The following is a 19043-nucleotide window of genomic DNA, read 5'->3' on the forward strand; positions in this document are numbered from 1 at the left end:
AATTAAACGCCCTTCACGGGTTGCCGCTGCTGCGGACCCCGAGAAGTACATCCTCCCAGGCGGGTAGCGAAGGCTTGCGATTCCCGCGTCCGCGCTTGCGGTTCGGCTCCGACTTGTCCCCGGTCTCAGGGTTTTTGGGACCGGTCGTTGTGACCGGGCTCTGCGGTGCTTCGGGCTTTTCGGTGGTTACCGACGCCTCGGTCTGCTCCTCGGGCGTCTGCTCCTCCGGCGTTTGCTCGTCGGTGATCGCCTCGGGCAGATCGTCGGCTTCGTCAACCGGGTCGATCTGGGCGGCTGTCGGTTGGGGACGGGGCTCGGGCGTGGCCGGACGAGGTGCTCGGCGGGCCGTCTGCTCACCGGTGACCGAATCGGCGTCCACGGTGACCTCGCCAGACCCGTCGGACTTCACGGTCAGGCGCGCCGAACGCGAAATCGGTGATACCCGAGCCGCTTTCGGCGGTGTGTAGTCGAAGGCGAGTTCGGTTTCGTCGGAACCGGTGTCGTCGACGGTGGGCGAGAGCGCGGTCACGCTACGCAACGGCCGGCTCAGATCCGGATCGATCAACTCGTCGGCGACCTCGTCGATTGCTTCCACCGTGCCCGAGTTCGACCCGGGCAGATAACGCCAATGAGCGCGATTGACAGAGCGTCCGACGTGCCAGCTGACCTGGACGACCCAGCGGTTGTCCTCGGCTTTCCAGGCGTCCCATTCGGTGTTCTCGGGGTTGTGCCCGCGGGCACCGAGGGCAGCTGCAACAACCTCGCCGAGGGTGGACAGTGCAGGCCCGTCGTAGCGCAACGGGTGTGCCGCCGCCGCCAGTTCGGTCGCACGTGCGCGCTCGAGCAGCACCGGATGGGCAAAACGTTCAACACGACTCATCGACACCCCGGCGGCCGTAGCCACCTGTTCGACCGTGGCGCCCGCGCGGATCCTGGCCTGGATCTCACGGGGCCGCAGAGTGCTTTCCATCTCGATCTCGATCTGCCCCAGCCGGGTCAGATCGCCACGGGCAGCCGCACGCAGGGTGTCATCAGCAGGGATACGGAACTTCTCGCCCGACTCGGTGTCCTGACAGATCACCTTCTTGCCGTCCGGCTCAAGGCCGATGACTCGAAGCTCACGCATCTGCTTCTCCTTCACGACTCGGAGCCAGCCTCAACATCTGTGTCGGTGTGCATTGGCGTCAGCGTAATGCAGTCAAGCCCCAAAGGCGGGCATGACACGCATAAAAATGCCAGCTCAGCAGGGGTGGGCTGAGTGCGGGTGGCCGCTACAGTGCGCCGACGACGTAGTCGATGCACTGGGTCAGGCGACTCACGTCGTCGGGCTCGACGGCCGGGAACATGCCGATCCGAAGCTGGTTGCGGCCGAGCTTGCGGTAGGGCTCGGTGTCGACCACTCCGTTGGCGCGCAACACCTTAGCGACCGCTGCGGCGTCGACGTCATCGTTGAAATCGATGGTTCCGACGACCTGGCTGCGGTATGCGGCGTCCTTCACGAACGGGGTGGCGTACTCGCTTGCCAACGCCCAATCGTAGAGTCGCGAGCTGCTGTCCGCGGTCCGCGCGGTGCACCAGTCGAGGCCGCCGTTCGAGTTCATCCACTCGATCTGGTTGGCCAGCAACAGCAGCGATGCGACGGCCGGGGTGTTGTATGTCTGGTTCTTGCTGCTGTTCTCGACGGCGGTCGGCAGTGACAGGAAATCGGGGCACCAGCGGTCGGAGGCACCGATGGTGGCGACTCGTTCGAGCGCGGCCGGGCTCATCAGGGCGATCCACAGTCCACCGTCGGATGCGAAGGACTTCTGCGGCGCGAAGTAGTACACGTCGGTGTCGGCGACGTTGACGGGCAGGCCGCCTGCGCCGGAGGTGGCGTCGATGGCGATCAGGGCGTCGCAGGCCACCGCAGGGCGGCTGACGGGCACTGCCACACCGGTCGAGGTCTCGTTGTGGGCCCAGCCCACGAGGTCGACGCCGTCGAACTTGTCGGCCGCGATCGCGCTCACGCTCGGCGCGGTACCGGGTTCGGTCGAGATGACCACCGGGTCTTCGAGGAACGGAGCGTTTTTCGAGACGGTGGCGAACTTGTTGGAGAACTCGCCGTAGGTCAGGTTGAGCGAACGCTTGGAGATCAGGCCGAATGCGGCGGCGTCCCAGAAGGCGGTGGTGCCGCCGTTGGAGAGGACGACCTCGTAGCCGTCTGGGAGCGAGAACAGGTCGGACAGTCCGCTGCGGATCGCACCGACGACGTTCTTGACCGGGGCCTGCCGGTGGCTGGTACCGAATACCGATGCGCCGGTGTCGACCAGCGACTGCAGCTGCTCGGGGCGAACCTTGGACGGGCCACAACCAAAACGGCCGTCGCTGGGCAAGAGGTTGGCCGGAATGGAGATCGTTTCGCTCATGCGATCAGTCTAGAGTCCCGCCCTGCGCCCGATGATGGTGGGTTTTGGTGAGCGCGACCTGCGGGTTTACGCGCCAATAGCCACCATCATCGGAAAGCTACTTCGGTGCGATGACGTCCCAGCCGTCGACATCCTCGGGACGACGTGGGGCGGCGCCCACGTAGAGCGCGGCCGGACGGACCAGTTTGCCCAGACGCTTCTGCTCCATGATGTGCGCGCACCAGCCTGCGGTCCGCCCGCAGGTGAACATCGCAGGCATCATGTGGGTCGGGACCTCGGCGAAGTCGAGGATGACCGCGGCCCAGAACTCGACGTTGGTCTCGATCGCCCGGTCGGGGCGTCGTTCGCGGAGTTCGGTGAGCGCAGCCTGTTCCAGTGCCGAGGCGACCTCGTATCGCGGGGCATTGAGTTCTTTTGCGGTGCGGCGCAACACCCGGGCCCGGGGGTCTTCGGCGCGGTACACCCGGTGTCCGAATCCCATCAGTTTTTCTTTGCGGTCGAGGATGCCCTTGACCAGGCCGCGGGCGTCGCCGGTCCGGTCGACTTCTTCGATCATCGGCAGCACGCGGGCGGGCGCGCCGCCGTGTAGCGGTCCCGACATCGCGCCGATGGCGCCGGAGAGGGCGGCCGCGACGTCGGCGCCGGTGGAGGCGATGACGCGGGCGGTGAAGGTCGAGGCATTCATGCCGTGTTCGGCGGCGCTGACCCAGTAGGCATCGATCGCACGGATGTGTGCGGGGTCGGGTTCGCCCTTCCAGCGGGTCATGAATCGCGCTGTGACGGTGTCACATTCGTCGATGACCTTCTGTGGGACGGCGGGTTGATGGATGCCGCGGGCCGATTGCGCGACGTAGGACAGTGCCATCACCGAGGCACGTGCCAGGTTGTCGCGGGCGGTCTGGTCGTCGATGTCGAGGAGTGGTTGATAGCCCCAGATCGGTGCGAGCATGGCCAGGCCTGCCTGCACGTCCACGCGAACGTCGCCGGTGTGGATGGGCAGTGGGAACGGCTCGGCAGGCGGCAGTCCGTCACCGAAACGTCCGTCCACGAGCAGTGCCCAGACGTCGGAGAACGTGACGTTGTTCTCTACGAGGTCTTCGATGTCGACGCCGCGGTACCGGAGGTTGCCACCGTTCTTGTCGGGTTCTGCGATCTCGGTGGTGAATGCGGTGACACCCTCGAGACCTTCGACGAATCCTTCGGGTATTTCAACGTTGACTGCCATCGCTCGAGCTCCCTTGCCATTGCCCTGTATGCGTACTGATTAGGACTGTAGTGCCCGAGGCATTCTGGACGACCCGGGAGTAGCGTTATCGGCCGTGGAACGCAAACCGATCGACTTGGCCAACATGCGGATGGCCTATGCAGCCTCCGGCGGTGTCGGGCGCCCCGGATCCGGGGATGACGCAGCCGGTGCCGACGGGGTCAAGGACAACCTCGACCCGCTCTGGCTCGCAGGTGACCCGCCGTGGCTGGAGTTGTTCGGTAAATGGCTACGCGAAGCCGTCGATGCGATGATCCCGGAACCGAATGCCATGGTGCTCGGGACGGTCGATGCCGCCGGTCACCCGTCGACCCGCACGGTGCTCTGCAAAGGTGTGGACGCCGACGGGGTCACGTTCTTCACCAGTTACGAATCCGACAAGGGACGGCACCTCGACGGCGTGCCGTATGGGGCGGTGACGTTCCCCTGGATCGCGATGGAGCGCCAGGTCCATTTCCGTGGACCGGTGACGAAGGTGCCGGAAGGCCACACTGCGGACTACTGGTCCAAGCGGCCACGTGGTTCGCAGCTGTCAGCGTTCGCGTCGCAGCAGTCGGCGCCGATCGAGTCGCGGGAAGCGTTGGAGGACAAGGCCGCCGCCATCGAGGCACGGTTCGACGGCGAGCAACCGGTTCCGGTGCCGCCGCATTGGGGCGGTTACGTGATCGCCCCCGTCGAGGTCGAGTTCTGGCAAGGCCGCGCGAACCGGTTGCACAACCGGGTGCGGGCGTCGCTGGTAGACGGCCGGTGGAACGTCACGAGGTTGCAGCCGTAGATGTTTGACCACCTTCCGGTTCGCAGCAGGTGACCCGCCGGTTCCTGGCCGACACCACCCCGCTCAAGCACCCCCACTTTCGTCGCCTGTGGTGGGCGAACATTGTCACCGTCATCGGCGCGCAATTGACGGTGGTGGCTGTTCCGGCCCAGATCTACCAACTCACCGGCAACTCGGCGTACGTCGGGTTGACCGGCTTGTTCGGGCTGGTGCCACTGGTGATCTTCGGATTGTGGGGCGGCGCACTCGCCGATGCCATGGACCGTCGAATCCTGTTGATCATCACCACATGTGGGTTGATCGGTACCAGCGCATTCTTCTACGTGCAGTCGGCGATGGGGTTCGGCAACGTGTGGGTCATCCTCACGCTCTTCGCGTTGCAGCAAGCGTTCTTCGCCGTCAATCAGCCAACCCGCACAGCGATTCTCCCGAAGCTGATGTCGAATGCCGAACTGCCTGCTGCCGCTTCGCTGAACATGACGGTGATGCAGGCCGGTGCGATTGCCGGACCACTGGTCGGTGGAGCGCTGATCCCGGTACTCGGATACTCGCTGCTGTATTTGGTCGACACCGTGTTCCTCTTCGCCACGCTGTGGGCCGTCATCAAATTGCCGTCGTTGCGGCCGGGTGGAGGTGATCGGAAACCGACGTCCGCGGGCGTGCGCTCGATCATCGAGGGATTCGTGTTCCTGCGAGGCCAACCGGTCCTGATGGCGTCCTTCGTGGTCGACCTGATCGCCATGATCTTCGGAATGCCCCGGGCGTTGTTCCCGCAGATGGCACACGAGAGTTTCGGTGGACCTGAAAGTGGCGGAGTCGCATTTGCCCTGTTGTTCTCCGCAATTGCGCTCGGCGCGCTGGCAGGCGGCATCTTCTCCGGGTGGGTGTCACGGGTGCGCAGGCAGGGCCTTGCCGTCATCGTCTGCGTGATCATCTGGGGTGTGGCCATCATCGGGGTCGGGATCTGTGTCGGATTCGCCAACCACACCGCGCTTCCGATGCTGCCGATCGTGGTCGCGTTGCTCATGATCGGTGGTGCGGCCGACATGGCGTCGTCGGCGTTTCGGCAGTCGATTCTGCTGGCCGCTGCGAGCGACGAGATGCGTGGCCGTTTGCAGGGTGTGTTCACCGTGGTCGTCGCCGGTGGCCCCCGCATCGCCGATGTCCTGCACGGTGCTGCGGCCGTTTCGGTGGGGACCGCGGCCGCCACCGCCGGTGGCGGCGTCCTCGTCGTTGTCGGAACAGGGATTGCCGCCCTGGCGATTCCGGCCTTCGTCCGCTACCGAATCACCCGATGATGTGCTGTTTTGGTTGTCCTCACCTGGGGTTTTGTTCGCCAGAAGGGCACATTATCGGGTGCGGGCGGAGTCTTTGAGGAGTCCGGCGGTGTAGCCGACGACCTGGGGATCGGACATGGCTTTCCAGCTGGGCGCCAAAAGCTTCATATACCGCTCGACGTAGAGCAGTTGCTTGCCGACGAGGACCAGTTCTCGGGGTAGTCGGGCGTCGTAGGTCTTGGCCAGATTGGCGAGTTGCCTGCCCAGGTCGGCATACGACATGTCACCGAGATTGGTGCCACCGATGGGTGCGGCAACCCGGCGCAGATCCTTTGCGGTCTCGCGCACCGAACCCGGTTTGCCGAACGTTCCCAGCGCGGACAGTGCCTGCCCGGCCGCCTCATAGTTGCTGCGCATCAGGTTGCCGAGCAGTTCACGCACGATCAGCCGAGACCGGTCGTCGAAGCGGCCGACGATTCCCCAGTCCAAGAGGACGATTCGACCCTGTGGATCCACCAATACGTTCCCGGCGTGCAGATCGCCGTGAAAAATCCCGTCGGTGAAGGCGGATTCGAGCAGGGAGAGCAACAACGTCTTGACGATCTTGGTGCCGTCATGGCCGGCCTCACGGATGGCCTTCGCATTGTCGATGCGGATGGCATCGACGAACTCGAGCGTGATCACTCGCTCGGTGGTGTAGTCCCAGAAGACTTTTGGCACCCGGACCTGATCGGCGAAACGCGACCCGGAGATCGCGTCGGTCCATTCCTCCATCGCGGCGGCTTCGGTCCGGAAGTCGAGTTCGGAGTTGAGGTTTGCGGTGAAGTCTTCGATCACGGCCTTGGCACTGAGCATGCGGCCATACGGCGAGAACTCGACCACAGCCGCGGCCCGCTGCAGGATCTGCAGATCGGCCGCCAATCTCGCTTTGATCCCGGGCCGCTGGATCTTCACCACCACATGCTCGCCGGTGGACAGAACCGCGTTGTGCACCTGCGAGATTGACGCCGACGCGATTGGTTCGGGGTCGAATTGCGCAAACACCTCATCCGGGTCGCGGCCGAGCTGGTCGGTGAGTAGGCGGCGAACCTGATCCGGGTCGGCCGGTGGAACCCGGTCGAGCAACGTGCGGAACTCATCGGACAACACCCGGGGGAACACCCCGGGGCTCGATGCGATCAGCTGCCCGAGCTTGACGTAGGTGGGTCCGAGCGCGGCGAAGGTGTTGCGCGTTTCACCGGCTCCGGCTGCGGCCAGATCGTCGGATCCGACGGCGCGTGCGGCAAACCGGGCCCCACCGCAGACCGCCTGCCAGGCGGTTGCTCCGATCCGTGCTGCCTCGCTGGTCAGCGAAACCTTTTGAAGCGTCAGGGGCGCGGTTGGTGTTGTTGGTGTCGTGGCTGTCATGTGTCCTCCGCAGGTGAGGAGGTGCGGCTCGCTGTGCCCTCCCCAGACTTCAGGTGGTCAGGATGCTTCGGGGCCATGGTAGGGCATTTCTCCCCTAGCAGTAGAGGCGTCGACATGCGACGCTACAGAGGTGACCACGTTCGGTGGCCGGGCGGACGATCGCCCCGGCGGCGAGATCGAAGCGGTTGGCACAGTGCCGACCGGTCAGGTGGTAGGCGAGGAGATGAGTCGATGTTATTGGGTGGTCCGGTCCAAGAGATGACCGTCGACGAGTGCTGGGAGAAGTTGGCAGAGATCGAATTGGGACGGGTTGTCGTCTCTGTCGACGACGAGATCGACATCTTTCCCGTCAACTATGTTGCGAGCGAAGGTCGGATCTACTTTCGCACCGCACCGGGAAGCAAACTCCTGAAATTGACCATCAATTCGTCGGTTCTGTTCGAGGTCGACGCGTCCTCGCCCGCCGACGGCTGGGCATGGAGTGTGATCATCCGTGGAACCGCCCGGAACCTGGTGTCGGCCAGCGAGATTCTCGAGGCAGACAAGCTGGCGCTGACGCCGTGGATCGCGACGTTGAAGTACGAGTACGTCGAGATCACCCCCGGTCAGGTCACTGGTCGCAGCTTCGTTCTGGGCCCGGAGCCCGAGCGGTACTGATCCCCAAACCTGTTGGCATCGAAGGCTTTGATGTCAACAGGTCTCAGTGCGCGACCGGACATTCTCCGGTTTCATCGGATTGCCAGGGGAGTTGGGCCCGACGGGCCGCGGTCACCGGGCAGTAATGCATCGGCTTGTCGCGTACGGCCTCCGGTGGCAGGTTGCGTAGCGGTGTTTCGAGCAGTGGGGCGTCGGCCGGGACCCTGCCCGACAACCGATCCCACGCGTCGCGACAACGCGGATGCCGGCGGTAGCGCTCCGGTAGGGCTTGCATGAAGGCGTTGACCCCCTTGCCGAAAAGCCGGAACCGTTTCTCATCCTTCTCGGACCACGTGAAGCCCATCATCTCGCGCACCGCCGGGTGGTAGAGCCCGGTGGTCAGCCAGGTGAAGAACCGTTCCGTCGGCCGGACCATCAGTTTCCAGATCGGCAGTGGCATCGCCGACATCCACGGTGGCGGCGGGAGCTGGGAGATGTCGAGGACGGTGCGCACCGCGGGATGGTCCTCGAGGACGTTGCGGCACATGTGATCCCAATACTCGAGGAACTCTTCGTAGGTATCGGGGCAGGGGCGGGTGCTCACGCCGTACATCGCGTACCAGGTGAGTGATTCTTCGAACAACGCGCGCTTCTCGGCTTCGGTGATCGGCGGGCCGAACACTTCCGCGCACCTGATGTTGCCGTACCAGAACGTGGCATGCGCCCAATAGAAGACGTCGGGATCGAGTGCGTGATACCGGCTGCCATCGGGCATCGCGCCCTTGATCTCACGGTGGTAGTCGCGGACCTCGTGTCCGGTGTCGGTGGTGCCGTCGAACACAACCCCGATGATCGGATACAGCGACCGGTTCAGGCGCTGCCAACGCTCGCCGAAGAAGTCGGAGTGCTCCCAGACCGCGGCGCCGAGTTTCGGATGCATATTCTGCATCGACCCCGACCACAGGCCGATCAGCATGCCGTGCCAACCGCCGAAGAACTTCCAGGTCACGGAATCGGGGCCGAGTGGGTTCACCTCGGGCGTGGTCTGTGCGGACCTCTCGGCAGCCAACTCGGGCTCATGCACGTCGGTCATTGACGGCCTCTCGTCGCCGGTGCAGAACACCACACCTCTTGAGACGAAAGTTTAGAACCGTCTCATTGGGGTGTCAACGTGCCGGCTGGCGGTGAGGGACCGCCCGGCCGGAGCATTCGGACCATCAATTCGGTGGTGCGCTCGATCGGGCGGCTTCTGGCGCACCAGAATGCAGCTGTCCCCGCGCCGAATGTCGGCGCGGGGACAGCTTGCTTGGGGTGTGGACAGGCTCTAGCCGGTGGCGACGGGCACCGCAGCAAGATCCTGAACGTTGTCGGCAATGACGACCTGGTTCTTGAGGACCCCGAACTGCAGGTAGTTGTCGGCGACGGTCTGCAACTTCGCGACCTGCTCCGCGTCGAGTGCCGTTGGCACACGCTGCGACCGCTTGGCGACGAGCGCAGCGATGTTCTCCGGCCGTTTGGTCAGCTTGCTGTAGATCTGCACGTACTCGTCTTCGTTGTCGTTCGCCCACAGCAACGCCGTGTTGAAGCGGCCGACGAAGTCTTCCATTGCGGCCTTGGTGGCGGGGTCGGCGAGCGACTCGTTGTTCGCACTGAGGAGGCCGAGTTTGGATGAAATCCCTTCGGCGTCGCGGATGACGCGCGCGTTGTCGTCGATCTCGACCGCAGCGGTGTAGGGGTCCCAGGTGGCCCAGGCATCGATGGAGCCGGACTTGAGTGCGGCCGCGGCGTTGACCGGATCGAGGAAGCTGACCGTCACGTCGTCCGCGGTCAATCCTGCTTCTTTGAGAGCCGACAGGAGTTCGTAGTGTCCGATGCTGCCCTGGGTCGTGGGCGAAACAGTCTTGCCCTTCAGGTCGGCAACCGACTGAATGGACGAATCCTCGGGGACGATGAGCGCCAGGCCATTTGCGCCCTCGTTGACACTGGCGGCGACGACCGAGACGTCGGCGCCGGCCGCGAGTGCGTTGATCAGGGGAGCGTCGCCGGTGTAGCCGATGTCGATCGCTCCTGCCTTCTCGGCTTCGAGCAGCGGTGCGGCGGCCGGGAACTGCGCCCATTCCACCTGGTACTCGGCTCCATCGAGTGCGCCGGAGGCCTCGAGGATGGCCTGCTGGATTCCGGCTTGATCGCCGACCTTGAGCGTTACGGCCGAGAGATTGACGCTGCCATCGGAATTGGTGGTCGACTCGTCATCCGAGCATGCGGCCATGGACAGCGTCAGCGCTGCGGCGACACCTGCCGCGGTGGCCGAGAGTCGCAGTTTTCTGGTGATGTTCTTCATGGTGTGGCTGTTGCCTTCACTTCTCGTCTTCGAGGGGGTACAAGTCGGGCAGGTTGACGACGATCGCCTCCTGGGTGCTGCGGGCGATCACCACCACTGCGGGGTTCTTCGGGTCCGGATTCTCTTCGCGATGGGGTACGAACGGCGGGACGAAGATGTAGTCGCCGGCGGTCGTTGCGATCCGGACTTCTTCGACGCCATCGTGGAAAACAAACTCGGGGTTGCCGCTCCGAATGAAGATGGCGGTCTCGGATTCACCGTGGTGATGATTGTCCGAAGCCGTGTCTGGAGCGACGTGGGTTTCGCCCATCCAGATCTTCTCGGAGCCGACCGTGGTGCCACTGATCGCGGCAAAGCGCTGCATGCCTTCGGTTTGCGTCGTGTTGTCGTTGACGTCCGAGGCCTTCACATGGTGCAGGCGGGCGCGCAACGATTGCTTCCCGTAGTCGCTGCTCGTGGTGTGGAGATCCGGATGAAAACCGTCGTGCGTACTCATGAATGAATTGCTTCCTTTGGTGCTTGTACTCCGGGCAGCTGGCCCAGGTTCCACTGTTGGAGAAGATCGGTGACGTGGGTCTCGAGGGTCGACCAGACAGCCTGCCCCGCGTCGGCGACGCTCTGTGTCACCACCGCCCCTTCGATCGCCTGGACCACCTCGGCGACCGAGATCTCGGTGGCCGGACGTGCCAGTTGATAGCCGCCGTCACAGCCGCGCTGGCTGGTCACGATTCCGGCGCGTCGCAGTTGGCCCATGATGTTGACCAGGGAATTCAGCGGCAGATCCCAGGTGCGGGCGAGGGTTTCGCATTTGACCGGTCCGTCATCGTCGGACGCCAGCGTGGCGAGGGCCTTGAGGGTGTAGTTCAGGCGGGCCGAAATGTGGACCGGCGCAGTTCGTCTTGATCTCAGAGGTGCCTCCGCGGCAGTCGCGGCCGTGTCGGTGGTCCGGATGCCCTTGCAGACGTCCTCGAGGAACAACATGATGGTGGCGGCCACACTGCGATGCATCTTGTCGTTGAGGACGTCGTGACGACCGTCTTCGAATACCGAGATGCGGTATGAATCCGACTGGGTTGCAAGCGATGTGGCACGAGCCACGTCTGCGACGAGGTCCTTTTCGCCGTGGACGAACAGTACCGGTGCCGACGGTCCGTCGGTGTTGTAGGCGACCGGGATGGCGCCCAGGTGGCCCCAGCCGAAAGCCTCATCGGAATCGAGCCGGGCCCGGTGCACGGGGCAGGCCGACCGCAGATCCAGCTCCTCGGTGTGATCAGAAGTTGTTGGAGCGGCCTGGGATTCGGGGCCGGCGCCGCTGATCACCACGGCGTCCGCGTTCAGTGAGTCAGCAAGGTTCCAGGCGAGGGCCGCGCCGTTGTCGTGGCCAACGAGGATGCGCCCGCCTTCGGTGTACGGGGCGAACAGCGCCGCCACATCCAGCGCATCGGTGACGGGCGGTACCACCACGCGGTAGCCATCGAAAGCGATACGCGTGCTGAAGCGTTCGTACACTCCTGGATGCTCACCCCGACCGTGCAGCACCACAACGGTGCCGCGGACCGCGGCGGTGGGCTCGTAGACGAGGGGGTCGTTGTTGCTCAATGTGCTCCTGCCAATGCGGATTCCTGGCGCGCGGCAACACCGCGGCGTACCAGTGGGATCAGTTCTTTGCCCCACTCGATCACGTCGTCGTAGGGGTCGTAGCCGCGGATCAGCAGTGCATGCACACCGATGTCCACGTAGTCGAGCAGTGCGGCCGCAACGGTTTCGGGCGTGCCGACCAGGGCGGTGGAGTTGCCCTTCGCGCCGGAAGCCGCCGCCGTGGCAGTCCACAGGGCGCGATCGTGGCGATCGCCGGCAGCGGCCGCCTCGAGAAGGCGTTGCGAACCGACGTTGCTGGTGCCGTTCTTGTCGTAGCGGGCGCCGGTGAAGGAGTGACCGTTCGTGGATTTGATGCTCTCGAGGATGCGGTGGGCGCGCGCCCAGGCCTCTTCTTCTGTGCGCCCGATGATCGGACGGAAGGAGACGCTGAACTTGATGTCGTCGGTGCGGCCTGCTGCTGCCGCGGCTTCGCGGACCGAGTCGATCTGTTCTTTGGTCTGCGCCAGCGGTTCGCCCCACAGGGCGAAGACATCGGCGTGTGTTCCGCCGACCCGGTAGGCATCGGCCGACGACCCGCCGAAGTAGATCGGGATCCGGGGCGCTTGGACGGGGAAGACCTCCGACCGAACGTCGTTGACCTGGTAGTGATCTCCGCTGTAGTCGAACGGTTCGGTACTGGTCCAGACGAGTTTGAGCAGTTCGATGAATTCGGCGCTGCGTGCGTAACGCTCTGTCTTGGAGAGGAAGTCGCCGTCACGCTGTTGATCGGCGTCACTGCCACCCGAGATGATGTGCACGGAGGTGCGACCACCGCTGAACTGGTCGAGGGTGGCCAGGGCCCTGGCCGCGACCGTGGGCGCGACAAATCCGGGACGATGTGCGATCAGGAACTTGAGCCGCTCGGTGTGTGCCGCAGCGTATGCGGCCACCTGCAGGCCGTCGGGAGTGCTCGAACTGTGCCCGATGAGCACGCGATCGAATCCGGCTTCCTCGTGGACTTTGGCGAACCGGGCGACAAAGCCCGGATCAACGGCATCTGTCGTCGGCGCGTGGATCTCCGAGACGTGTTGAGTTCCGATCATGCCGATGATCTCGACGGCGGCGTCGTTGCTCACGAGTTGGCTCCCTGTTTGTTGGTGTCGCGTGTGTTGGCACCGAGTGTGTTGGTACCGGGGTCATCAGTGCCGAATGCGGTGGTGTGTACGCCCAGCCAGCCGAGAAGCTGGACGCGAAGCGCGGCGAGGTCGGGTGCGGCGATGTCGCGCGGGCGTGCGGTGTCGAGGGTCAGGTCGTGGGCGATCTGACCGTCTTTCATCACCAGTACCCGATCGGCGAGGATCAGGGCCTCTTCGACATCGTGGGTGACCAGCAGGATCGCGCAATCATGTTTGCGCCACAGCTGTTCGACGAGATCCTGCATCTTCAGCCGGGTCAGGGCGTCGAGCGCCGAGAAGGGTTCGTCGAGTAGCAGCAGATCAGGTGAGCGGACCAGAGCCCGGGCCAGCGAGGCTCGCTGTGCTTCGCCACCGGAGAGAACCTTCGGCCACACCGTTGCCCGGTGGCTCAGTCCGACCTCGTCGAGTGCGGCGAGTGCGGTCGCCTTGTTCGCGCCTTTGAGACCGAGAATGATGTTGCGCCAGACCTTCTTCCACGGCATCAACCGTGGAGCCTGGAACGCGACTGCCCGCGCCTGCGCCACGGTCACATCGCCGGAGATGTCGGCGTCGAGTCCGGCGAGAATACGCAGCAGTGTGCTCTTTCCGCAGCCGCTGGCACCGAGGAGGGCAACGAACTGACCGGGCTCGATGTCTAGATCGAGGTTGTCGATGACGTCCTTGTCACCGAAGGTTCGGGTCAACCCACGGACCGTGACCGGTAGTTCGTCGGTCCGGTCCGGGGTCACGCTCCGCTGAACGCCGGTCGCCATGACAGGAGGGTCCTTTCGAGGAATCGAACGATGAAGTCGGCCACCAGGCCCAAGAGCGCGTAGAGCACCAGACAGACGATGATGGCGTCGGTGCGGAAGAACTCACGGGCCGTGTTCATCTCGTAGCCGATGCCCGCGGTGGCGTTGATGGTCTCGCCGAACACCAGCGCCAACCAGGCCGATCCGAGCGAGTAGCGAAGGCCGGTCAGTGCATTGGGCAGGGCCGCGGGCAGTACGACGTTGCGCACCTGACCGAACCAGCTCAGGCCGAGGGTTCGTGCGGCCTCGATGAGGTTGGAGTCGACACCGCGGATACCGGCGTAGATGTTCAGGTACAGCGGGAAGGTCACTGCGAGCGCGATGAGCAGGATCTTGGGCTCTTCGCCGATGCCGAACCAGACGATCAGCAGTGGGATGAGTCCGATGACCGGAACGGTCCGGAGCATCTGGATGGGTGCATCGATGATGTCTTCGCCGAGGCGGAACAGACCGGAGATGGTGGCCAGCACGGTGGCGACCGCCAAACCGATGACCAGACCGAACAGGACGCGTTGCAGCGATGTGGTCACCGCGTCCTGCAGGCTTCCGTCTTCCCACATGTCACGCGCGGTCTGGAACACCTGCCACGGGGTGGCCAGTGTGTCCTCGTCCAGAACGCCGGTGTCTCCGAGGATCTGCCACAACACCACGATGGCGACGGGGCTCAGCGTCTTGATCGCCCAACGCGGAACCTTGCGCCTGCGCTTCGATCCACCTTCAGGTGTGAGGCGCGTTGTCGCGACCTTCCGGGTCGGTGAGACGGGTGGCGCATCTACGGTCATGACGTCTCCGTCCGCGCTGTCGTGGTGCAAGGCATACGGGAACGGTAATCCTGGCGTTGAAGGTTGGGAAAGACAAAGATTCACGGTGAGCAAAAGACCCGCGCCGGATTTTGAGCCGGGTCGTTGCGTATGCTAAACGGCATCGCAGCCTCGCGTCAGATGGCATCCAGGCCGCGAAAACCGATGTCACGGCCGCTAATCCGCGACGAATCGAACCTGCCTGCCCGGTACCAGCTGCGCTGCAGCGTCGATCGACTCCGCCACCAGGACCGCGACCACCGGATAGCCGCCGGTGGTGGGATGATCGGCCAGGAAGACGACCGGTTGCCCACCAGGCGGTATCTGCACCGAGCCGAGCGCAACCGGTTCCGACCGCAGTTCACCGGCGTCGCTGCGCAACCGCAACTCCTGATTCCCGTCGAGGCGTACACCGACACGGTCGGAGTTGGCGTTGACCGTCCAGATGCCCGTGTAGAGGCCGGCCGGATGTTCCAAGTGGGTGAGCCGTGGGCCTGCAGATGCATACAGCGGCACCGGACGGTGGGGATCGAGCACATCCCACGGTGCTTCGGTTGCCGGCGGCCAGGGCCCGGCCAAGACTCCGACGGCGAGTTCGTCGCCGGCGCGTAGCGGGGCCGGGCCCAGCCCCGACAACAGATCGGTCGACCTCGACCCCAGCACCGGTTCGACGTCGATGCCACCCCGTACCGCCACATAGGTCCGCAGGCCACTGCGTGGGGGCGGCACGAACAACTCCGCGCCTGCGAGAAGTACTGTCGCGTTGTGGTGTCCACGGTCGACGCCGTCGATCTGGGCGTCGGCGGGTGCCCCGGTGACCGCGATCAGCAGTTGGCGCCGGGCTGAAAGTCGCAAGCCGCCCAGCGTCACCTCGAGGCCGGCGGCGCGTTCGGTGTTGCCCACCAGCCGGTTTGCCAACTTGAGTGCCCGCCGGTCGGCAGCGCCGGACAGTGGGACGCCGAGGTCGCCGTAGCCCGGGCGGCCCAGATCCTGGACCGTGGTCAGTGGTCCCGGCGCGATCACCACGAGGTCGGTCATGAGCCCACACCCGCATCGGCGAACCGGACCACTGCGCCCGGGTTCAGTAGTGCCGGACGTTCGGAGTCGTTGTCCCACAACGTGATATCGGTGGTACCGAGAAGCCACCACCCGCCGGGACTCTCGCGTGGATAGACGGCGCTGTAACCGGCCGCGACCGCAACGGAACCGGATGGGACACGCGGCCGGGACTGCGCCCGACGGGGCAGGGATGTCAGGGCTGTTGCGGTCGAATTATGTTGCGGCACCAGGTAACCGAACCCAGGCGCGAATCCCATGAATTGCACTCGCCACAGGGTCTGGGAATGCGCGGCGATGACGTCGGCGACGGACAGTGCGCACCGCTCGGCTGCTTCGTCCAGGTCGATGCCGTTGTAGTGCACCGGAATCGCAATCGAATCGACGTGCTCTGTGGGGCCGGTGGAGCCTTCGGCGAAGTCGACGTGACGCAGCGCGCGCCGGATCGACAGTTCGTCAAGGCCTGCTCCGGGCTCGGCCTGCACCAGGACGGTCTCGGCAGCCGGGATCACGTCGAGGACGCCGGGCAGCAGCCCCACGGACATCGCGGCTTTCAGGACCGAATGCGCCTTGAGTGTCGCGATCGACGGGTGCGGCTCACCGCTGAAGTCGAGCAATACGGCATCACGCCCGGCGGGTAGTTCACGCATCCCGGGCCCTTCTGTCGATCCGTCGCTGTCATGTCGAGTAAATCAGCAGAGCGATCAGCGGGACCAGCAGGAACACGAGAATGCCGCAGCCGATTTGGGTGATGGATGGTCTTTTTGAGTTCAATCCGATCATCGCCACGAACAGGCCACACCAGATAAAGGGTGACACGAAGTAACCGGCGAAACAGATGGCGAGACCCAGGATCAGTCCGGTCGCGGTCCAGGGGCCGAAGAAGTGTCGCAGACTCATCGAGCGCCCATGATCAGATCAATGGCGGGAATCGTTGCGAGAAGGACACCCGCAACTGCAACCCCGTGCACTACAGCCAGTGCCGGCTTGATGCCGCGACGACGTATCAGTAGTAGTGCCGCACCGTCCGCCACAATGAACAGGATGATTGCGATGAGTGGGTTTGGCAGCGACTCGAAATCCGTACGGTGGCGCGACCACTTTTCCCACGACCCCATCACCGTCCCTGTCACAACAATCGTCAGGGAGGTTGACAGCAACCAGAAGTGGGCATCTCGTTCAGCCATGGACCGCTTGATCACCGTTCCCTGACCACGACAGTTGTAGGTGGATCCGATGCCGCCCCGGACGAGGTACCGTCGACGCGGGGCTGGGGGACCACTGCTCGACTTCCCGGTCCGGCTTTGTCCTCGAATAGATCATCGAAACCGTCGGGTTCTCGCCGACCAAGTGGTAGCTGCCGAGTTCGAGTATTGGCCCGCGCGGTCGGGTGTTGTCGGCTTGATCGAGCAGCAGTGTACGAGTGGCTCGCGTGATCGTTCCGAATACGATTCCGCCGAACTCACCTTCGCGGCGAAGTTCGATGGAATGACGAGACATGGACGTGTTCGTCTGCTTCGAGCTCACAATTGTTACCCACCGTTGCCCCCAGTGTTCAATGGATTGGCGAGACGCTACCAGGCAGCATGGCCGAGTATCTTGCCAACGGATTTGATGACACGGCAAAGAACGACGGCGGTGATGGCAGACTTCAGGCGTGGCTGGATACAGCATTGAATCGGACGGGTACAGCGCCGAGATCGCAACAGCGGGTGCCGGACTGCGCGCGGTGCGTTGCGGTGATCGGCTCCTCACCGAGACCTGGGAGATCGAACCGGGGGTCAAACCGCCGATGTCCGCCGGCTTGGTCCTCTCTCCGTGGCCCAATCGGACCGCCGACGGCACGTACACCTTTGACGGGGTGACCCATCACCTGCCGATCACCGAGGCCGGGCGCAACAACGCAAACCACGGCTTCGTTCGCATGGTCGACTGGAACATCCTCGACCAGACCGCGTCATCGGTGAAGCTGGGTGTTTCGGTGGGACAACATCCGGGATGGCCGTACGACCTCTATCTGACCGCCGACCATGTCGTCGGCGCCGACGGATTGGTCGTCACCCACACCGCCACCAACATCGGCGCCGAGTCGGCCCCATATGCCTTGGGGCAGCACACATTTGTCCGAGTGGGGGACGACCCGGCCGATGACTGTTCGCTGCAACTGGCAGCGCAGCAGTACCAGCCGCTCGACCCGGAGCGGCAGCTCCCGAGCGGAGATCCGCGCGATGTCGCCGGTACCGACTACGACTACCGGACCCCGCGGCCGCTTGCCGGGCAATGGCTGGACACCCCGTTCACCGCAATGGTCGCCGACGACGGCATCATCACGCACCGGCTGATCGGTCCGACCGGCACCACAGAGTTGTGGACAGACCTCAACTTCGGCTGGGTTCAGGCGTTCACCGCCGATCCCGCAAATGATCAGGCCTATCCCGGACGCGGGCGTGCCGTCGCGATCGAACCGATGACCGCACCTCCTAATACGCTGGCGTCGGGAATCGATCTGATCGTTCTGGAACCGGGGCAGGTCTGGACCGGACGCTGGGGCCTGCGGTATCAGGCTCCGGGTCGACATCGGGGAGTGGAGCAGGCGTGAAAGAGATCGTCGTATGCGGTGAGGGGTTGGTTGATCTTGTTCCGGGAGGTGATGATCCGCTCGCTCCACTGAAACCGGCGCTCGGCGGTGGCCCGTTCAACGTGGCCATCACGCTCGGGCGCCTGGGATCGGCGGTGTCGCTGTGTTCGCGATTGTCGACCGACGGATACGGGCAGGCGCTGACGGAGGCGCTGCGCGGCGCGGGGGTGAATCTGTCGCTGCTACAACGTGGCCCGGAACCGACAACCCTGGCGCTGGCGAGCATCGGGGCCGACGGATCGGCGCAGTACTCCTTCTATCTCGAGGGCACCGCCGATCGGCTGGTGACCGATCCGGGTCCGCTGCCCGGAACCGTCGGCGCACTGGCATTCGGGACCCTGTCGATGGTGCTGGAGCCGGGTGCGAGCGTCTACGAACAACTGTTGCGTCGCAGCCATGCGGAGGGACGGCTGACACTCCTCGACCCGAACATCCGGTCCGGTGTCATCGATGACCCGGATGGCTATCGCCGCCGTTTCGCCAGTTGGCTGCCCGACCTCGACATCGTGAAGGTCTCCGACGACGATGCGGCCTGGTTGGCCCTCGGCCCGGCCGGAACCGGCCCGGCGCAGTGGCTGGCGGCCGGCGTGGGCGCGGTGCTGATCACCCGCGGCGGCGACGGCCTGACCGCCATGACGACCGATTTCACTGTTGATGTCGAGGCCCCACCGGTCGCCGTCATCGACACGATCGGAGCGGGCGACACGATTTGCGGTGCGGTGCTCCACCAGCTGGGGGTCCGGCGCATGCTCGACCCGACGTTGATGCGTACGATGAGCCGTAATGACTGGTCAGAGGCGCTGGAGTTCGCTGCGAAGGCAGCCTCGGTGACCATCTCACGGTCTGGGGCGGACCCTCCATGGGCGGGCGAGCTGTAAA

At 64.5% G+C, this 19043-nt stretch carries 20 protein-coding genes; 5 read left to right on the plus strand and 15 right to left on the minus strand.

All coding sequences use genetic code 11. The annotated features are described in order from the left end of the window. Window positions 1–13: 13 nt before the first annotated feature. The 3 genes from sepH to AC1TPF_RS24075 form a co-directional block, all read right to left on the minus strand. Window positions 14–1126, minus strand: a complete 1113-nt coding sequence (gene sepH, locus AC1TPF_RS24065) for a septation protein SepH (RefSeq protein ID WP_482140131.1) — start codon at window positions 1124–1126, stop codon at window positions 14–16. Between the two features lie 145 nt (window positions 1127–1271). Further along, window positions 1272–2405, minus strand: coding sequence for a phosphoserine transaminase (gene serC / locus AC1TPF_RS24070; protein WP_482145485.1), 1134 nt, complete (start codon window positions 2403–2405; stop codon window positions 1272–1274). Between the two features lie 97 nt (window positions 2406–2502). Beyond that, window positions 2503–3630, minus strand: a complete 1128-nt coding sequence (locus tag AC1TPF_RS24075) for a citrate synthase 2 (protein WP_482140127.1) — start codon at window positions 3628–3630, stop codon at window positions 2503–2505. Window positions 3631–3724: 94 nt separating this feature from the next. On the opposite strand from AC1TPF_RS24075, the gene pdxH reads away from it, so the two are divergent. Together pdxH and AC1TPF_RS24085 are read left to right on the plus strand one after the other, a co-directional pair. Further along, window positions 3725–4444: a pyridoxamine 5'-phosphate oxidase gene (gene pdxH, locus AC1TPF_RS24080; protein ID WP_482140125.1), complete on the plus strand. Its 720-nt coding sequence runs from the start codon at window positions 3725–3727 to the stop codon at window positions 4442–4444. A 29-nt stretch (window positions 4445–4473) separates the two neighbouring features. Then, window positions 4474–5742, plus strand: coding sequence for an MFS transporter (locus AC1TPF_RS24085; protein WP_482145486.1), 1269 nt, complete (start codon window positions 4474–4476; stop codon window positions 5740–5742). Between the two features lie 51 nt (window positions 5743–5793). On the opposite strand, the gene AC1TPF_RS24090 is transcribed toward AC1TPF_RS24085, so the two are convergent. Beyond that, window positions 5794–7128 (minus strand): ABC1 kinase family protein, encoded by a 1335-nt coding sequence (locus AC1TPF_RS24090; RefSeq protein WP_482145487.1) that lies wholly within the window; start codon window positions 7126–7128, stop codon window positions 5794–5796. Window positions 7129–7359: 231 nt separating this feature from the next. Between AC1TPF_RS24090 and AC1TPF_RS24095 the strand changes: the two genes are divergently transcribed. After that, entirely contained in the window at window positions 7360–7785 is a 426-nt protein-coding gene (locus AC1TPF_RS24095) for a pyridoxamine 5'-phosphate oxidase family protein (RefSeq protein WP_482140121.1), read from the plus strand. A 43-nt stretch (window positions 7786–7828) separates the two neighbouring features. On the opposite strand, the gene AC1TPF_RS24100 is transcribed toward AC1TPF_RS24095, so the two are convergent. The 11 genes from AC1TPF_RS24100 to AC1TPF_RS24150 all read right to left on the minus strand — a co-directional run bounded on the left by AC1TPF_RS24100 (window position 7829) and on the right by AC1TPF_RS24150 (window position 16713). Beyond that, window positions 7829–8857 (minus strand): oxygenase MpaB family protein, encoded by a 1029-nt coding sequence (locus AC1TPF_RS24100; protein WP_482145488.1) that lies wholly within the window; start codon window positions 8855–8857, stop codon window positions 7829–7831. A gap of 231 nt (window positions 8858–9088) precedes the next feature. Further along, window positions 9089–10105, minus strand: a complete 1017-nt coding sequence (locus AC1TPF_RS24105) for an ABC transporter substrate-binding protein (RefSeq protein ID WP_482145489.1) — start codon at window positions 10103–10105, stop codon at window positions 9089–9091. Between the two features lie 16 nt (window positions 10106–10121). Then, window positions 10122–10601 (minus strand): cupin domain-containing protein, encoded by a 480-nt coding sequence (locus AC1TPF_RS24110; RefSeq protein ID WP_482145490.1) that lies wholly within the window; start codon window positions 10599–10601, stop codon window positions 10122–10124. Further along, window positions 10598–11704 (minus strand): Rrf2 family transcriptional regulator, encoded by a 1107-nt coding sequence (locus AC1TPF_RS24115; protein WP_482145491.1) that lies wholly within the window; start codon window positions 11702–11704, stop codon window positions 10598–10600. The genes AC1TPF_RS24110 and AC1TPF_RS24115 overlap by 4 nt, the downstream gene beginning before the upstream one ends. Then, the gene (locus tag AC1TPF_RS24120; RefSeq protein ID WP_482140111.1) at window positions 11701–12819 is read right to left on the minus strand and encodes an LLM class flavin-dependent oxidoreductase; all 1119 of its coding nucleotides are present in this window, start codon (window positions 12817–12819) and stop codon (window positions 11701–11703) included. The genes AC1TPF_RS24115 and AC1TPF_RS24120 overlap by 4 nt, the downstream gene beginning before the upstream one ends. Next, window positions 12816–13631 (minus strand): ABC transporter ATP-binding protein, encoded by an 816-nt coding sequence (locus AC1TPF_RS24125; RefSeq protein WP_482145492.1) that lies wholly within the window; start codon window positions 13629–13631, stop codon window positions 12816–12818. Before AC1TPF_RS24125 ends, AC1TPF_RS24120 begins: the two co-directional genes overlap by 4 nt. Continuing rightward, a complete protein-coding gene (locus AC1TPF_RS24130) occupies window positions 13604–14452 on the minus strand; it encodes an ABC transporter permease (protein ID WP_482140108.1) in 849 nt (282 codons plus the stop codon). Before AC1TPF_RS24130 ends, AC1TPF_RS24125 begins: the two co-directional genes overlap by 28 nt. A 195-nt stretch (window positions 14453–14647) precedes the next feature. Then, window positions 14648–15508 carry a 5-oxoprolinase subunit C family protein gene (locus AC1TPF_RS24135; RefSeq protein WP_482145493.1) on the minus strand — a complete coding sequence of 287 codons (861 nt, stop codon included), beginning with the start codon at window positions 15506–15508 and terminating at the stop codon, window positions 14648–14650. Further along, complete coding sequence (locus AC1TPF_RS24140) at window positions 15505–16176, minus strand: 5-oxoprolinase subunit B family protein (protein WP_482145494.1); 672 nt, start codon at window positions 16174–16176, stop codon at window positions 15505–15507. The genes AC1TPF_RS24135 and AC1TPF_RS24140 overlap by 4 nt, the downstream gene beginning before the upstream one ends. Window positions 16177–16204: 28 nt before the next feature. Continuing rightward, window positions 16205–16426, minus strand: coding sequence for a hypothetical protein (locus AC1TPF_RS24145; RefSeq protein WP_482145495.1), 222 nt, complete (start codon window positions 16424–16426; stop codon window positions 16205–16207). Then, the gene (locus AC1TPF_RS24150; protein WP_482145496.1) at window positions 16423–16713 is read right to left on the minus strand and encodes a hypothetical protein; all 291 of its coding nucleotides are present in this window, start codon (window positions 16711–16713) and stop codon (window positions 16423–16425) included. Before AC1TPF_RS24150 ends, AC1TPF_RS24145 begins: the two co-directional genes overlap by 4 nt. A 470-nt stretch (window positions 16714–17183) precedes the next feature. Here AC1TPF_RS24150 and AC1TPF_RS24155 point away from each other — a divergent pair, with 470 nt between their 5' ends. Together AC1TPF_RS24155 and AC1TPF_RS24160 are read left to right on the plus strand one after the other, a co-directional pair. Next, the gene (locus AC1TPF_RS24155; RefSeq protein WP_482140103.1) at window positions 17184–18125 is read left to right on the plus strand and encodes an aldose 1-epimerase family protein; all 942 of its coding nucleotides are present in this window, start codon (window positions 17184–17186) and stop codon (window positions 18123–18125) included. Beyond that, window positions 18122–19042, plus strand: a complete 921-nt coding sequence (locus AC1TPF_RS24160) for a carbohydrate kinase family protein (RefSeq protein WP_482145497.1) — start codon at window positions 18122–18124, stop codon at window positions 19040–19042. The genes AC1TPF_RS24155 and AC1TPF_RS24160 overlap by 4 nt, the downstream gene beginning before the upstream one ends. The last annotated feature ends 1 nt before the right edge of the window (window position 19043 follow it).

This window comes from Williamsia sp. Y853, assembly GCF_056786495.1.

Excerpts from the sequence above, each read along its gene's own strand:
- serC (WP_482145485.1), bottom strand. The coding sequence starts at position 2,405 with ATGAGCGAAACGATCTCCATTCCGGCCAACCTCTTGCCCAGCGACGGC.
- AC1TPF_RS24130 (WP_482140108.1), bottom strand. The coding sequence starts at position 14,452 with ATGACCGTAGATGCGCCACCCGTCTCACCGACCCGGAAGGTCGCGACA.
- AC1TPF_RS24105 (WP_482145489.1), bottom strand. The coding sequence starts at position 10,105 with ATGAAGAACATCACCAGAAAACTGCGACTCTCGGCCACCGCGGCAGGT.
- AC1TPF_RS24100 (WP_482145488.1), bottom strand. The coding sequence starts at position 8,857 with ATGACCGACGTGCATGAGCCCGAGTTGGCTGCCGAGAGGTCCGCACAG.
- AC1TPF_RS24090 (WP_482145487.1), bottom strand. The coding sequence starts at position 7,128 with ATGACAGCCACGACACCAACAACACCAACCGCGCCCCTGACGCTTCAA.
- AC1TPF_RS24145 (WP_482145495.1), bottom strand. The coding sequence starts at position 16,426 with ATGAGTCTGCGACACTTCTTCGGCCCCTGGACCGCGACCGGACTGATC.
- sepH (WP_482140131.1), bottom strand. The coding sequence starts at position 1,126 with ATGCGTGAGCTTCGAGTCATCGGCCTTGAGCCGGACGGCAAGAAGGTG.
- AC1TPF_RS24075 (WP_482140127.1), bottom strand. The coding sequence starts at position 3,630 with ATGGCAGTCAACGTTGAAATACCCGAAGGATTCGTCGAAGGTCTCGAG.
- AC1TPF_RS24135 (WP_482145493.1), bottom strand. The coding sequence starts at position 15,508 with ATGACCGACCTCGTGGTGATCGCGCCGGGACCACTGACCACGGTCCAG.
- AC1TPF_RS24110 (WP_482145490.1), bottom strand. The coding sequence starts at position 10,601 with ATGAGTACGCACGACGGTTTTCATCCGGATCTCCACACCACGAGCAGC.
- AC1TPF_RS24125 (WP_482145492.1), bottom strand. The coding sequence starts at position 13,631 with ATGGCGACCGGCGTTCAGCGGAGCGTGACCCCGGACCGGACCGACGAA.
- AC1TPF_RS24150 (WP_482145496.1), bottom strand. The coding sequence starts at position 16,713 with ATGGCTGAACGAGATGCCCACTTCTGGTTGCTGTCAACCTCCCTGACG.
- AC1TPF_RS24095 (WP_482140121.1), top strand. The coding sequence starts at position 7,360 with ATGTTATTGGGTGGTCCGGTCCAAGAGATGACCGTCGACGAGTGCTGG.
- AC1TPF_RS24140 (WP_482145494.1), bottom strand. The coding sequence starts at position 16,176 with ATGCGTGAACTACCCGCCGGGCGTGATGCCGTATTGCTCGACTTCAGC.